A 14617-nucleotide genomic window follows, 5' to 3' on the forward strand; every position below is an offset into this window, starting at 1 on the left:
CAAACGGCGGCACTTCAATCAGCCGTGCCGAAACCGCACCCGATTTCTCTCTTTTTTGTGTATTATAACACAAGTTCGCTCCGTCTGCCCCGGCAAATACGGGGCAAACGGAGCAAATCTTGCACAAAATTGGTCAGTCTGTTTTGTACGGTCCTGTCAAAAGCAGGATCACTCCACCGTAACGCTCTTGGCCAGGTTGCGCGGCTTATCCACGTCCAGGCCCTTGGCGCAGGAGACATAGTAGGCCAGCAGCTGCAGCGGAATCACCGACAGGCTGGTGGCAAAATGAGGATCGGTGCGGGGCACATAAACCGTAAAGCCCGCCGTGTCCTCAATATTATAGTTGCCGTAGGTGGTGAGCCCCATCAGGAAAGCGCCCCGGCTCTTGGCCTCCACCATGTTGGAGATGGTCTTTTCATACAGATCCGGCTGGGTCAGCACACCCACGACCAGGGTCCCCTTCTCCACCAGAGAAATGGGGCCGTGCTTCATCTCACCGGCTGCAAACGCCTCCGAATGGATATAGCTGATCTCCTTGAACTTGAGGCTTCCCTCCAGCGCCACGGCGTAATCCAGGCCGCGCCCAATGAAGAAGGCATCCTTTGCCGCCGCGTACTTGCTGGCAAACCACTGGATGCGCTCCTTGTCCGAAAGGGTCTTTTCGATCTTGCCGGGCAGGGCTTCCAGTTCCTCCACCAGACGGGCGTACTGTTCTTCATCCAGAGTACCGCGTACCCGGCCGAACTCGGTGGCCAGCAGGTAGATGGCCGCCAGCTGGGTGGAATACGCCTTGGTGGTGGCCACGGCGATCTCCGGGCCGGCCCAGGTGTACAGCACCGCGTCGGCCTCCCGGGCGATGGAGCTGCCAACCACGTTGACAATGCCCAGCGTGGGCACGCCCCGGGCATGGCATTCCCGCAGTGCCGCCAGAGAGTCTGCCGTCTCGCCGCTCTGGCTGATGATGATAGCCAGGGAGTTTTCCTCCAGCACCGGGTTGCGGTAGCGGAACTCGCTGGCCACATCCACTTCCACCGGCAGCCGGGCCAGGCTCTCAAACACATAGCGCGCCGCCACACCCACATGGTAGGCGGAGCCGCAGCCGATGATATACAGCCGCCGCACCGAACGGATGGTCTCCTCATCCAGAGAGATCTCGGACAGTTCGATGCGGCCGTCCTTGATGCGGGGAGAAAGGGTGTCGCGCACGGCGGCGGGCTGCTCGTGAATCTCCTTCATCATGAAGTGCTCGTAGCCGCCCTTCTCGGCAGCTTCCGCATCCCACTCAATGGTGGAGGGCGTCTTTTCGATGCGCTCCTTGTCGATGTTGTAGAACTCGATCTCGTCCGGGGTCATGCGGACGATCTCCTGGTTATCGATATAGTAGACGGTGCGGGTGTACTTGAGCAGTGCCGGAACGTCGGAGGCAATGAGGTTGCCCTGCTCCGCCCTGCCCACGATCAGCGGGCTGTCCTTGCGCACCGCGTACACCACGCCGGGCTGATCGGCAAACAGAATGCCCAGCGCATAGCTGCCCCGCACATGCATCATCATGCGGGTGATGGCGTCGAGGGCATTGCCCGCCGACTCTCCGCAGTAATAATAGTCGACCATCTGGGCCACGACCTCGGTATCGGTCTGGGAGACAAACTCGTACCCCCGGGCCGCCAGCCGGTCCTTGAGTTCCTGATAGTTTTCAATAATGCCGTTGTGGACCACTGCGATCTTATGATCCCGGGAATAATGGGGATGGGCATTGACCACCGAGGGCTCGCCGTGGGTGGCCCACCGGGTGTGGCCGATGCCGCAGGTTCCCGGCACCGTGGTGCCGCCGTCGGTCATCTCGGACAGTACACGCAGGCGGCCTTTTGCCTTGACGATCTCGATTTTGCCCGCTGCATCCTCCACCGCAATGCCGGCCGAGTCATAGCCGCGGTATTCCAGCTTTGCCAGACCGTCAAGAAGAATCGGAGCCACCTGGGCTTTGCCTGTAAAACCAACGATTCCGCACATATCAGTTCCCTCCGTTGTTTTGCAGTAAATTTGTTCTGTTTTGTGTATATGGTGCCGCTGCCGTACGGCTGCGCACTCTGCTCCTCATCCAACATTTTTATGCGGAGCAGCCTTTGGATTTGTTTGGTTTCCCGGCCTGCCGGGCCGGGATTCAAAAAAAGCGGGGCAGCCGTCAAGGGCAACGGCCACCCCGCCGCGCGCATTCTCCCTTTCCAGTTTCTTACACCATAAGTCCAGATGGGCTTTCTGCGCGATTTAAGCATACCACACCCGGCGCGCCGGGGCAAGCCCCGCGTCCGAAATGTCATAAATTCAGTCGGTATTCTGCACACGACGGGCGCATACCACATAGCGACCGTTGCTGCTGGAATATTCGCAGGTGGACAGCGTCAGAAGCTCATCGCCGTATTCCGGCGTGATGCCGCTGTCCACGTCGCTGCGGCGCTTGACCTCACCGACAAACTTGTCAAATGCCGCCTCGTCCATATCAATGTAGGTATTGTAGGCAAAGCTGGTGTCCGATACCACGTCGATGGCAAAAGCGGCAAACACCTCATAGGTGCCGTCGCCGTACAGCGTGTCGAACTGGATATACGGGTGCTCTGCATAGTAGGAGGACTCTTTATATCCGGTCAGGCAGCCGAAAATGGTGCCTGTCTTCATATTGTGACCGTAGATGATAAGGTTGTTGCTGCGGCTGTCCGCCGTAAGGGTGCAGTCCTCGTCCAGATAGGGCACACCGTAATTGCTGTACTCTCCCTCAAAGTCGTGGCGGAGGTAGAAGTCCGCCCGGGTGGGAGAATACATGACCGGGAAGTCCAGGTTGGTATCCTCAATGCTGATCCAGCCGATAAACTCGGAATTGCGCTCCACCAGACGGGCAAACTTTTCGGCATTGGTCTCCCCTTCTTCGGCGGGCTCCGCCGTCTCGTCGATCAGGTCGGACAGGGCCGCAAACTCGCCTTCCGTCTTTTTGTCGTCAATCAGCCGCTTGACCAGCAGGCCGGCGCACACAAGAAAGATAATGGCAAAAATGACAATGGCGATGGTATACAGAATATCGCTTCCGCTGCGCTTTTTTTTGCGGCGGGGGCGTTTGTAATCGGTATCTCTATCCTGATCATACATGATACGTGTTCCTTCTTCAGCAAACAGCGGCGCAGGCTGCTGGTCCGGCCGGGCAGCCTGACGCCTCTGCGGGTGTTTTTCCGCCATGCAGATACACCTCCCAATTTACAACATTGATAGCATTACTTCCCAATATTACCCCATCCGCGCCCGGATTGCAAGTGCGTGCGGTCGTCCTTTTATTCCTATGGAAGGATTTACCTGACCGGATTCCTTTTTCCGCGTCCGCAACTGCAAGCGGCGTCCGGCCGTCGGTGGAAATCACCGTCACAGCCGGACGCCGCATGGAATTCGATAGTTGTATGCCGAAGCCTTTACAGCTTGGAGTATCCGTAGCTGTTGACCAGGGCGTCGATGCGCTGCCCCGCCTTGCAGAAGGGGCACTCGTGAGAGTCGTAGGTCTGGTAATCAGGCAGATCGTTGGGGTCAAAAATGGAAGCCACCGGGTAGCCCTCACATTCCTTGACGGTGGCAAAGATAGCCGCCAGGCCCGCCACCATGCCGCCGTAATACTTGACCGCCTCAATGGCCGCCTGCACGGTATAACCGGTGGTGACCGACGCCGCCAGGATCAGCACATGCTTGCCGGTGATCATGGGGGTGGTATTGTCCCGGAACAGCAGCTGGCTGCCCGTCGTATGTTCAGGCGTGACAATGTAGATCGTCTGGTGCGCGTTCATGTTGACAAAGCCGTCACGGGTCAGCTCGCTGGCCAGGCAGGCGCCGATGACCTCGGTGCCGTCCAGGCAGAGCACTGTATCCACAATGGTCGTTGCCTTGTAAGCCGAGACCAGCTCCCTTGCCACAGCGCGGGCCTCAGACAAGCGGGTCTTCTGCATCGTCACATCAATATAATAGTTGATATGGCTGTGGCTGGTGGCAAAGTGCCCTTTCGCCACGCGCAAAAACAGATCCGCCTTTTTTGTCGGAAGTTTGACCATGTTCATTCCCATCCTGCACAGCTCCTTTCAGCTTTTCCCGCCGCTGGGACGGGCGCACGATATCACTAACTACTATTTTAGTTGGATTGTTAAAAGCTTGCAACCAAAATCGGATAAGAATTTCCGCCAAAATCCATCCGGCATTTTCGGCGTTTTGCACCCTTTTATTTCCAGCAGCCGGGGATCGGGCGGGTTCGGTTTACAGATTTTCGCGCCGATGCTATAATAGCATTAAGTTTGCGGTTTTTTCAGGGGGACATATGGGGATGATGTATAAACTGGCCAATCTCAGCGGCGATACCGTGGCGGTGCCGCAGGTGATCTTTTCTCAGCTGCCGCGCACCGACGGCGATTTTATCCGGGTGGCGCTGTATGTGCTGAGCTCCGGCTGCACCGATGCCCGCACCATCGCCCACGATCTCGGGCTGAAAAGCGTGGAGGCGGCCAACCGTGCATTGCAGTACTGGGCGGGCGCCGGGCTTCTGGAACGGGAGCGCACCGGCGTGCAGGCGACTCCTGCTCCCGCTGCCAAGACCGCGGAGATCGACCTGGCCGCCATCAACGACCCTTATGTGGGGGTTCTGTGTGAGGAAGCCCAGACCGCTTTCGGCAAGGCGCTGAGTCGCAGCGATCTGCAGCGGCTGGTGGGGCTTTACCTGTCCGACGGCTGGCAGCCCGACGTGGTGCTGCTCTGCTGTGCCGAGGTTGCCCGCCAGGGACGCCGCACCGTGGGGGCAGTATCCCGGGAGCTGGTCCGCTGGCGGGATGCCGGTGTGGAGACCGGTGAGGACGCCGAGCGCTATCTGCGTCATGTCAAGCAGTGCGAGGAATGGTGCATTGAGGCGGCTAAGCTGTTCGGCATCGAGCCTCACACCCTGACCCAGTGGGACCGCCGGGCCGTCGCCCGCTGGCACGAGGAGTGGCGCATCGGCAGCGACATGATCGAGGAGGCCCTGCTCCATGCCGAGAATCACCGCACCATCCGCTATGTGGACGGCATCCTGCGGTCCTGGCGGGCCCAGGGTCTGACCACGGTACAGGCGGTGCGCGGCAAGGGCGCTCTGGCACCGTCCAACATTCTGGCCACCGGCAAGGCTCCCGCCAAGCCCATGAAAGACATGTTCAACCGCAACTGGAATGCGGTATTTGATGACGAAACAGAGGGATAAGCCATGCGTACCAAGGATGAACTGTTCCGCGCCGCCCAGCGTGAGGTTGCCGCCCGCCGTCAGCGTGCCGTCACCCGGGCTGAGGCCCTGCGTACCGAAGCGCTGCGCCGTCATCCCGAAATCGGCCGGGCCGAGGCGGAGCGCACCCGTCTGGGCGCTGCCTACCTGATGGCTGCCGCCCAGGGTGCCGACATCACCAAGCGGGCCGCCGCCCAGCGCGCCTTTGAGCAGGCCGGTGAGACGCTGAACGGGGTCATCCGGGCAGCCGGGTACCAGCCGGAGGAGTTTGTACCCAAGTACACCTGCCTCGCCTGCCAGGATACCGGCATCTGCAAGGGACGGCCCTGCACCTGTGTGGCAGAGCTGGCCCGCACCCTGCGCCGGGAGGAGATCAATGCAGCCTCTCCCCTGGCGCTGTGCAGCTTTGATTCCTTTCAGCTGGAACGCTACCCCACCGCCGTCGATCCCGAGCTGGGTGGTCCCGTCCGGGAGTACATGGGCAAGATCCTTGCCTACTGTCGCAGGTGGGCGGCGGAATTCAGTTCCAAAAGTCCCAACCTGCTGTTTACCGGCAGTGCCGGACTGGGCAAGACCCATCTGGCCCTGGCCGTGGCGGACGCCGTGCTGGACCGGGGATACGACGTGCTCTACACCAGCTCCGCCGCTCTGGCCGCCCAGCTGAGCCGGGAACATTTTGACCGCGACACCGACGACGACTGGCTCAACGCCTGCAAGGAGGCCGACCTGCTGATTCTGGACGACCTGGGCACTGAGTTCATGACTCAGCTCACCGTCAGCGTCCTGTATGAGCTGGTCAACACCCGCATGCTCTGCCGCCGCCCCACCATCTACACCACCAACATTGTGGATCAGGCGGTGTTTGAGGCCCGTTATACCGAGAAGGTCGCCAGCCGGATGCTGGGCAACTGCCGGATGTTCAAGTTTTTCGGCACCGACCAGCGGCTGAAATGACCGTTTTGGCCTGACAAATATAATAGAAAGACCGCCCGCCGGGGTCGTTTGCCCGGGCAGGCGGTCTTTTTAATATTGTACAAGACCATCAGGGTGCCGGTTTCCTCAAAAGGGCAGCCGTTCCTGAACCGACGGCAGATAGCCGGTCAGCTTGTCCCAGAACCGGACCGCAGCGGCCACGGCGGCACGCATTCCCCGCATGACGGGCACGGTAAGCGCCCAGAACACCAGCAGAATCAGGATGCCCTGCAAATCCAGGGTGACCAGTTCCAGCACAGGGGCAAAAATCCAGGCACAGGCCCCACCCAGCACCAGCATGCCCGTCCACAGGGCAATGTGCAGCGGCGTGAAAGGACGGCAGACATACCAGAGCACCGTCAGGCCCACCCCCAGCATGACCAGGGTACAGATGGTGGACAGCACGGCGTTGGGCAGGTCAAAGGCGTAGGCAAACGCCTGAACTCCCAGCACCAGAATCAAGTCGGTAAGGCCGCCGGGCAGCGCCGCGTAAAAGACGTTGCGCAGGAAATGGCCCCGGATGCGCTCATGGTTGGGCTCCAGCGCCAGAATAAAGGACGGAATGCCGATGGTGGTGGCCGAGATCAGGGTGAGCTGCAGCGGCTGAAGCGGATAGGGCATGGCGATAAACAGCGTGAGCAGGCTGAGGCAGAAGGAGAAGATATTTTTGACCAGGAACAGCGATGCCGAGCGCTGGATGTTGTTGATGACCCGGCGGCCTTCCGCCACAACGGCAGGCAGCCCCGCAAAATTGGAGTCGGTGAGGACCAGCTGAGCCACCTGGGAGGCCGCCTGCGCCCCCGACGCCATGGCGATGCCGCAGTCGGCATCCTTGAGAGCCAGAACATCGTTGACGCCGTCCCCCGTCATGGCCACGATGTGACCGGCGTCCTGCATGGCCTTGACCAGCTTGCGCTTTTGTTCCGGCGTCACCCGGCCAAAGACAGTGTATCGTTCCGCTGCGGAGGCAATGTCCTCATTGGTGCGCAGGGTGGAGGCGTCCACGTACTTTTCGGCGCCCTCAATTCCCGCCTGCCGCGCCACCTCGCTGACCGCCACCGGGTTATCCCCCGAGATGACCCGCACTGCCACCCCCTGCTCTGCAAAATAGCGGAAGGTCTGCGGCGCTTCGGGACGGATGCGGTTGGCCACGGGAATCAGAGCAATGAAATGCAGTGACGAAACCGGCAGCCCCGTTTCCGGTTCCGGCTCGCCGTCACAGGAGGCAAACAGCAGCACCCGGTATCCCCTGCTCAGGTAGGGCTCCACCTGAGCGGCCAGCTCGGCATATCTTGGCCCGGCCACAAATTCCGGCGCGCCGATGACAAAGCTGCCATGCCCCGCAAAGGTGGCCGCGCTCCATTTATAAGCCGAATTGAAGGGTACTGCCCTCTGGCGAACCCAGCCCGAACCTCCGCCAAATCTCCTGCACATGGCACGGGCGGTATCATTTTCCGGCTCGCTCTCACCGTAAAAGGCCTGAAGCGCCTCCCGGGTGAGCTCGGCGTTCCAGTGGGTTTCGTCCAGAAGGACAGGGTCGCCCGCCTCCATGGCCGCCTCGGTGATGGTTCCTGTCTTGTCCACGCAGAGCACATCCACCCGGGCCAGCGTCTCAATGCAGTTCATGTCCTGGGCCAGTACCTTGCGCCGGGCCAGGCGGATCATGCTGACCGCCAGCGCCACGCTGGTCAGCAGATAGAGTCCTTCCGGGATCATGCCGATGAGCGCCGCCACCGTGGCCTCGATGGAGTCCCGCAGGCTGAGGGCCAGCACATCATACTGCTGCAGGAAAAGCATCACCCCGAAGGGCAGCAGGATCAGACCGATGAAGCGGATGAGCCTGTCCAGCGAGCGCATCATCTCGCTCTTGGCCAGGCGAACGTCGGACTTTGCCTCCACCATCAGTCGATTGGCGTAGGAATCCGCCCCCACCCGGGTCAGCTGAGCCCGGCAGCGGCCGGACATGACAAAACTGCCTGAGCGCAGGCCGTCCCCCGGCTGCTTGGACACCGGGTCCGCTTCGCCGGTGATGAGGGCTTCGTTGACCTGAACACTGCCGGTACGCACCACCGCATCGGCACAGATCTGTTCCCCCGCGCCGAATTCCACAATATCATCCCGCACCAGAGCTTGGGGAGGCAGCTCCAGCATCTCTCCCCCGCGCAGGCAGCGGACCTTATGGACAGTGACCAGCGTCAGCTTGTCCACTGCATGTTTGGAGCGCAGCTGCTGAAAAATGCCGATGACTGCATTGCAGACCACCACGCCCAGAAACCCCATGTTGGCAAAGCTGCCCACCATGGCCAGGAGAGCTGCCAGCACCACAAACACCAGGTTGAAAAAGGTGAAGATATTTTCCCGGATGATCTGGGCCTCCGTCTTGGTAGGCGACGCCACCTCCCGGTTGTCCAGCCCCGCCGCCATGCGCTCGGCTGCCTGCTGGGGCGTCAGGCCGGTGTGCGGGTCCGGGGCTGCAGGCGTTATCACTGGCTGCGCCGTTTCCCGTCCGGCATTTCTGACGGTTCGGGCCGAAAATGCCTTTGCAGCAGTGGGTTTTGTCCGTTTTTCGGATTGTTCTTTCTCCGGCAAGGAAAATTCCTCCAGTGCAGTTGCGAGATGACCCGCCCGCGCAGGGCTTTTTTCCCGGGGCGGGCATCGAATATATTCAGTATAACGACCGAGTATGAACAAATATAGCAATGAATGGGAAAATCAGTGCTTCCTACATGCAAAAAGCCCGCAGAGCCGGAAAAGTTCCGGTTCTGCGGGCCTGTATTCTGTATTTACGGGTTGCGGCGGGGCAGAAATCAGACATCCTGCAGTTCGCCGCGGGAGGCCGCCTTGAGGTAAGCATAGATGAAACCGTCCAGGTCGCCGTCCATCACCGCCTGAACATTGCCGTTCTCATAGTTGGTGCGATGATCCTTGACCAGGGTATAGGGCATAAAGACATAGCTGCGGATCTGATGACCCCAGGCGATCTCGTTCTGGACGCCCTTGATGTCGTCGATCTTTTCCTTATGCTGCTGCAAGGCGATCTGGTACAGCTTGGCCTTGAGCATTTCCATGGCGTACTCCCGGTTCTGCAGCTGGCTGCGCTGGGTCTGGCAGGACGTGACAATACCGGTGGGCTTGTGGATCAGACGGACAGCCGAGGAAGTCTTGTTGATGTGCTGGCCGCCGGCGCCGGAGGAACGATAGACCTGCATCTCAATGTCCTCGGGACGAATCTCGATCTGGATATTGTCGTCCAGTTCGGGCATGACCTCCAGGCTGGCAAAGCTGGTCTGGCGGCGGGCATTGGCGTCAAAGGGGCTGATGCGGACCAGGCGGTGAACGCCGTTCTCGCTCTTGAGCATGCCGTAGGCGTTGGGCCCCTTGACCATCATGGATGCACTCTTGATGCCGGCTTCATCGCCGTCCAGTACGTCCATGACCTCCACCTTGTAGCCGTGGGCATCCGCCCAGCGGGTGTACATACGGTAGAGCATCTCGGCCCAGTCCTGCGCCTCGGTGCCGCCGGTGCCTGCGTGGAAGGTCAGAATGGCGTTGGAGTGGTCGTACTCGCCGTTGAGCATGGTCATGAGCTGCAGCTCGTCGATTTCCTTCTCCACCTCATTGACGGCCGCCTCGCCCTCGGGTGCCAGAGAGGGATCGTTCTCCTCAGCCAGCATCTCCAGCAGGGTGCCCGCATCCTCATACTGCGCCTGCAGCTTGGTGAAGCGGTCCAGCTTGTTCTTGAGATCGCTCATCTCGGAATACACCTTCTGGCTGCGCTCCTGATCGTCATAAAATCCGGGCAGCGTCATCTGGTGCTCCAGCTCGGCCAGACGCTTCTGGCTCGACTCGATGGCAAGCGCGTCCCGCAGGTCGTTGATCGAAGTCTCGAAGCCGCCCAGCTTGGATTTCAGTTCGTCAATCGTGATCATACTGTCAAATACCCCTGTCTTTCTCGTATGTTTCTATTTTCAGCATCAGCCGCACAGCGCGCGGCGCAAATTTACACAGTATCAGTATACCGAAAAATTGTCCGCTTGTAAACAGTTCGGGCAAAAGCATGGCATTTTGTGCCGGGACCTGGCTGCCGAAAGGCTTTGCCGCGGGCGTTTTTTACCATTTTGTTGACAGCTGTTAACAGAAAATTCTTTGCTTTTTATATGGTACTGGGGTATAATGTCGGTAAACCGGCGTGGCCGCATGCCACCGGCCTTTGCGGGCCCTGCGCCTTCCCCCTGCACGCCGCAGAGTCTATTTTCCAACCAAACCGTTTCTTTCCTAACGGGCAGCTCCCGCTGCTGTTTCCGGCTGATTATGTTGCCGGAATGCTTTCCGGCATTCTGCGCTGTATAGATCGCGTGCAAAAGGGTCATGTTCAAACACGGAGGCTATTGAATGGCAAATTATAAAGGCAATCACTGTCCTGTATGCAACGAGGTCTTTGCTGAGGGGGACGACATCGTCGTCTGCCCCGACTGCGGCACCCCTTACCACCGGGCCTGCTGGTTCAAAACCGGCGTCTGCATTCACAAGGACCTGCACGGCACCGGCTTCGAGTGGAAGCCCGATGTGGTTCCCGGCGTGGACGACACCCGCGTCTGTCCCAACTGCGGCACCCCCAACCCCGCTTCTGAGCGTTACTGCGGCCACTGCGGTGTTCCCCTGCCGCTTCCTGACGACACTTCCCCTGATTCGGAGCAGGACCAGGGGCCCATTTATGCCCGTCCCAATGGGCCTGCCCCCCGCCGCACGGCACCCGGCAGCAATTCCGGCAGTTCCGGCACCAACGGACAGGCAGACTCTTTCGGCGGCATGTTCCGCCGGGAACTGGGCCCCGATGATCCCATCGACGGCATCAAGGCCCGGGACTGGGCCAGCTATCTGGGCGGCTCCAGCCTGTACTATCTGCTTCAGTTTCTGCGCATGGATGAGACCCGCCGCAAGACCAGCGTCTCCTTTGCCGCATTCTTTCTGGGCCCCGTCTATTTCTTCTACCGCAAAATGTGGAAGGCCGGCGTCCTCTTTGCAGTGATCTCGCTGGCGCTGACCTTTCCCACCGTGCTGGCCCTTCTGCAGGCGGCGGGCTCTCCCCTTGTGGCCGGTATGAGTCTGGGCTGGCTGACCACCGCAAGCTATGTCTGCGCGTTCCTGAACTGGTGCCAGATGTTTGTCCGCAGTCTGTTTGCCCTGTACTGGTACAAAAAGGAATCCGCCCGCCGCATCCGCGAAATCTATGACCGTGTGCCGGAGGGCGAGGCGCGCTCCGATGCTCTGATCCTGCGCGGCGGTACCAGCATTGCAGCTGTGGTCGTCTATCTGCTGGTGTATATGGCCCTTGTCATCGGCCTGTACTGGCTCATGGGTCCCGGCCGCGACGCAGCCGTCAACGCCCTGATGTCCGCATTCGTCATGTAACAGACGGCATTTGCCGTTTTAACAGAAGGCGTCCGGCGCACCGCGCGGCGTCTTCTCCGTATCAGGCGGTTTCGGCATTTCCGGACGCCAATATTTAGGAGGAATCTCAACATGAAAACTGCACTGGTTATTATGGCCGCCGGAATCGGCTCCCGCTACGGCGGCGGCATCAAACAGCTTGCCGCCGTGGGCCCCAACGGCGAGATCCTGATGGACTACTCCATCCACGACGCCATCGAAGCCGGTTTCGACAAGATCGTGTTCATCATCCGCCGCGACATCGAGGAGGCCTTCCGCGAGGTCATCGGCAACCGCATCGAAAAAGTCTGCGCCGGGCTGGGCGTTGAGATTGCCTACGCCTACCAGGCTCTGGATGATCTGCCCGAGAACGCCCAGCTCCCCGTCGGCCGTACCAAGCCCTGGGGCACCGGTCAGGCTGTGCTGGCCTGCCGCGACATCCTGCATGAGCCTTTTGCCGTCATCAATGCCGACGACTATTACGGCAAGCAGGCCTATGTCAATCTGCACGACTTCCTGGTGCAGTACGATCCCGCCAAGCCGGGCCGGCTGTCCATGGCAGGCTTTGTGCTGAAAAACACCCTGAGCGACAACGGCGCCGTCACCCGCGGCATCTGCAAGATGAACGACGAGGGCTTCCTTACCGGCGTGGACGAGACCAAGGGTATTGAAAAGACTGCCGACGGCGCCCAGGCGGGCGGCCGGGCCCTCGATCCCGAAAATCTGGTCAGCATGAACATGTGGGGCCTGACCCCCGAATTCATGGGTCTGCTCAGGGACGGCTTTGTGGAATTCTTTGCAAAGCCCGACGACGACATGACCAAGGCGGAGTATCTGCTGCCCATTTATATCGACGAGCTGCTGCACAAGGGCACCGTCAGCGTGGAGGTGCTCAAGACGCCCGACAAGTGGTTCGGCGTGACCTATCAGGAGGACAAGCCCGCTGTGGCACAGGCCTTTGCAGACCTGATCGCCCAGGGCGTCTATCGCTCCAATCTCTTCAGCGATCTCAAGCGCTGATCCCCGCACATCGTAAAAAACTGCAAAATCCCAGGGCTGCCGCGTCACGGCGGTTCTGGGTTTTGTTGTATGCGGGAGAGCGGTCTTCTCCCCCGCGTCAAAAGCACAAAAGCTTGGGTTTTGTGCACATGGAAAAGGATGTAAAAATGCGGTATCGTAAATTTAACAGGAGGGATACAACTATGTCGAACGAAATGCTGCCCAACGCCTCTCAGTCCACCGCTCCCGACATGGATCGGGATCAGGCCCTTGCTTTGGATGTCGAACGCCTGCTGCGCTTCGGCAAAAAGCACAAACTCGTGCGCGACCTGGATATCATCGTTGCACGCAACACCCTGCTGGATATCCTTGGCCTGTCCGCCCCCTTTGAGGGTACCGTCCCCAAGGAGGACTTCGACACCCCCACCGAGATTCTGGAGCATATGCTCGACCTTTCCGCCGAAAAAGGTCTGTTCGACAACACCGTGCCCCAGTACCGCATCAACTTTGAGACCCGCCTCATGGGCGCCATGATGCCCCGGGAGAGCGAGGTCTGCAAAAAGTTCCGCAAGCTGTACGCCAAAAAAGGCCCCCAGGCCGCAACCGACTGGTTCTATGACCTGTGCGTCGTCTCCAACTACATCCGCACCGCCCAGATTGCCCGCAACATCCAGTGGGACACCAAGACCCCTTACGGCGACCTGGAAATCACCATCAACCTGACCAAGCCGGAAAAGGACCCCAAGGTCATTGCCATGGAGCGCCTGCAGCCCAAGAGCGGCTATCCCCAGTGCATGCTGTGCAAGGAAAACATCGGCTATGCCGGACGCATCAACTTCCCCGCCCGTCAGACCCACCGCATTGTTCCGCTGAACCTGGCCGGCGAGCAGTTTTATCTCCAGTACAGCCCCTACGCCTACTTCCATGAGCACTGCATCATCCTGCACGACGAGCACAAGCCCATGGAGATGACCCGTCAGACCCTGGCCGAGATCTTCGACTTTGTGGCGCAGTTCCCCCACTACACCTGCGGTTCCAACGCCGACCTGCCCATCGTGGGCGGCAGCATCCTGAGCCACAGCCATTTCCAGGGCGGCCGCTATGTCTTCCCCATGCAGAAGGCCAAGATCCGTACCTCCCTGTACAATCCCCGCTATCCCGGTGTGCAGGTGGGCATCCTGAACTGGCCGGTCTCCGCCGTCCGTCTCATCGGCCGCAGCTCCCAGCAGGTCCAGAACGCAGCCAACGACATCATGGATACCTGGCGCGGCTGGAGCGACGAGAGCGTGGATGTGCTGGCAAAGACCGGCGACACCCCGCACAACACCGTCACCCCCATCCTGCACTATGACGACGACCAGGGCTATATCCTGGATCTGGCTCCCCGCAACAACCGCACCACCGAGCAGTATCCCGACGGTATCTTCCATCCCCACAAGGAATACCACAACATCAAGAAAGAAAATATCGGCCTCATCGAGGTCATGGGCCTGGCCATCCTGCCCGCCCGCCTGAAGGATCAGGGTGCCGCCATCGCCGACATCCTCTCCGGCAAGGCTCCCAACACCAGCCGCGAGGAGGGCAGCTCCCTGGCCATCCACGCCGATTGGATCGACTCTCTCGTCGCCAAGTACGGCACCGCCCTTTCTCACGACAAGGCGGAAAAGGCCGTCCGGGACGAGATCGGCATTGTCTTCAGTCACGTGCTGGAGAATGCCGGTGTCTTCAAGCAGGATGCAGCCGGTCAGGCAGCCTTCCTGCGCTTCATGAAGGCAGCAGGCTTCGCTCCCGTCAAATAATCATCATCGCTTTCCAGGCGAAAACGCCCGCAGGGTCCGGCTTCAGCCCCCTGCGGGCGTTTTGTCTGCATGAAAGGATTCGTCTCCAAAGGGCGGTTTCCAGGGAATTTACAACTTCGGAGGCGGTTCCACAGTTTACAATATATGGGAA

At 59.9% G+C, this 14617-nt stretch carries 11 protein-coding genes; 6 read left to right on the forward strand and 5 right to left on the reverse strand.

Annotated elements, in window-relative coordinates; translation table 11 throughout:
• Nucleotides 1-168: 168 nt before the first annotated feature.
• The 3 genes from glmS to INF35_RS09445 form a co-directional block, all read right to left on the reverse strand.
• Nucleotides 169-2010, reverse strand: a complete 1842-nt coding sequence (gene glmS / locus INF35_RS09435) for a glutamine--fructose-6-phosphate transaminase (isomerizing) (protein ID WP_193501878.1) — start codon at nucleotides 2008-2010, stop codon at nucleotides 169-171.
• Between the two features lie 312 nt (nucleotides 2011-2322).
• Nucleotides 2323-3225 (reverse strand): class B sortase, encoded by a 903-nt coding sequence (srtB, locus tag INF35_RS09440; RefSeq protein WP_193501880.1) that lies wholly within the window; start codon nucleotides 3223-3225, stop codon nucleotides 2323-2325.
• Nucleotides 3226-3452: 227 nt separating this feature from the next.
• A complete protein-coding gene (locus INF35_RS09445) occupies nucleotides 3453-4085 on the reverse strand; it encodes a type I phosphoribosyltransferase (RefSeq protein ID WP_328740891.1) in 633 nt (210 codons plus the stop codon).
• Here INF35_RS09445 and INF35_RS09450 point away from each other — a divergent pair.
• The 3 genes from INF35_RS09450 to INF35_RS09460 are packed head-to-tail and all read left to right on the forward strand — an operon-like array spanning nucleotide 4078 to nucleotide 6220.
• The gene (locus INF35_RS09450; RefSeq protein ID WP_193501884.1) at nucleotides 4078-4305 is read left to right on the forward strand and encodes a hypothetical protein; all 228 of its coding nucleotides are present in this window, start codon (nucleotides 4078-4080) and stop codon (nucleotides 4303-4305) included. The genes INF35_RS09445 and INF35_RS09450 overlap by 8 nt on opposite strands.
• Nucleotides 4306-4345: 40 nt before the next feature.
• Nucleotides 4346-5248 carry a DnaD domain protein gene (locus INF35_RS09455; RefSeq protein WP_193501886.1) on the forward strand — a complete coding sequence of 301 codons (903 nt, stop codon included), beginning with the start codon at nucleotides 4346-4348 and terminating at the stop codon, nucleotides 5246-5248.
• 3 nt (nucleotides 5249-5251) lie between these two features.
• On the forward strand, nucleotides 5252-6220 hold the full coding sequence (locus tag INF35_RS09460) for an ATP-binding protein (protein ID WP_193501888.1): 969 nt from the start codon (nucleotides 5252-5254) through the stop codon (nucleotides 6218-6220).
• A gap of 105 nt (nucleotides 6221-6325) precedes the next feature.
• Here the strand turns inward: INF35_RS09460 and INF35_RS09465 are convergent, their stop codons facing one another.
• A complete protein-coding gene (locus tag INF35_RS09465) occupies nucleotides 6326-8725 on the reverse strand; it encodes a cation-translocating P-type ATPase (RefSeq protein WP_328740676.1) in 2400 nt (799 codons plus the stop codon).
• Nucleotides 8726-9045: 320 nt separating this feature from the next.
• Entirely contained in the window at nucleotides 9046-10167 is a 1122-nt protein-coding gene (gene prfB / locus INF35_RS09470; RefSeq protein WP_193501889.1) for a peptide chain release factor 2, read from the reverse strand.
• 463 nt (nucleotides 10168-10630) lie between these two features.
• Here prfB and INF35_RS09475 point away from each other — a divergent pair, with 463 nt between their 5' ends.
• The 3 genes from INF35_RS09475 (at nucleotide 10631) to INF35_RS09485 (ending at nucleotide 14466) form a co-directional block, all read left to right on the forward strand.
• Nucleotides 10631-11650 (forward strand): RING finger protein, encoded by a 1020-nt coding sequence (locus INF35_RS09475; protein ID WP_193501890.1) that lies wholly within the window; start codon nucleotides 10631-10633, stop codon nucleotides 11648-11650.
• A 111-nt stretch (nucleotides 11651-11761) separates the two neighbouring features.
• The gene (locus INF35_RS09480) at nucleotides 11762-12688 is read left to right on the forward strand and encodes a nucleotidyltransferase family protein (RefSeq protein WP_193501891.1); all 927 of its coding nucleotides are present in this window, start codon (nucleotides 11762-11764) and stop codon (nucleotides 12686-12688) included.
• A gap of 182 nt (nucleotides 12689-12870) precedes the next feature.
• Nucleotides 12871-14466, forward strand: coding sequence for a UDP-glucose--hexose-1-phosphate uridylyltransferase (locus tag INF35_RS09485; protein WP_235983199.1), 1596 nt, complete (start codon nucleotides 12871-12873; stop codon nucleotides 14464-14466).
• Nucleotides 14467-14617: the final 151 nt, after the last annotated feature.

The organism is Gemmiger gallinarum (assembly GCF_014982805.1).
Classification (GTDB): Bacteria; Bacillota; Clostridia; order Oscillospirales; family Ruminococcaceae; genus Gemmiger; species Gemmiger gallinarum.

Excerpts from the sequence above, each read along its gene's own strand:
- INF35_RS09475 (WP_193501890.1), top strand. The coding sequence starts at position 10,631 with ATGGCAAATTATAAAGGCAATCACTGTCCTGTATGCAACGAGGTCTTT.
- INF35_RS09450 (WP_193501884.1), top strand. The coding sequence starts at position 4,078 with ATGTTCATTCCCATCCTGCACAGCTCCTTTCAGCTTTTCCCGCCGCTG.
- INF35_RS09485 (WP_235983199.1), top strand. The coding sequence starts at position 12,871 with ATGTCGAACGAAATGCTGCCCAACGCCTCTCAGTCCACCGCTCCCGAC.
- prfB (WP_193501889.1), bottom strand. The coding sequence starts at position 10,167 with ATGATCACGATTGACGAACTGAAATCCAAGCTGGGCGGCTTCGAGACT.
- srtB (WP_193501880.1), bottom strand. The coding sequence starts at position 3,225 with ATGGCGGAAAAACACCCGCAGAGGCGTCAGGCTGCCCGGCCGGACCAG.
- INF35_RS09445 (WP_328740891.1), bottom strand. The coding sequence starts at position 4,085 with ATGAACATGGTCAAACTTCCGACAAAAAAGGCGGATCTGTTTTTGCGC.
- INF35_RS09480 (WP_193501891.1), top strand. The coding sequence starts at position 11,762 with ATGAAAACTGCACTGGTTATTATGGCCGCCGGAATCGGCTCCCGCTAC.
- INF35_RS09455 (WP_193501886.1), top strand. The coding sequence starts at position 4,346 with ATGATGTATAAACTGGCCAATCTCAGCGGCGATACCGTGGCGGTGCCG.
- glmS (WP_193501878.1), bottom strand. The coding sequence starts at position 2,010 with ATGTGCGGAATCGTTGGTTTTACAGGCAAAGCCCAGGTGGCTCCGATT.
- INF35_RS09460 (WP_193501888.1), top strand. The coding sequence starts at position 5,252 with ATGCGTACCAAGGATGAACTGTTCCGCGCCGCCCAGCGTGAGGTTGCC.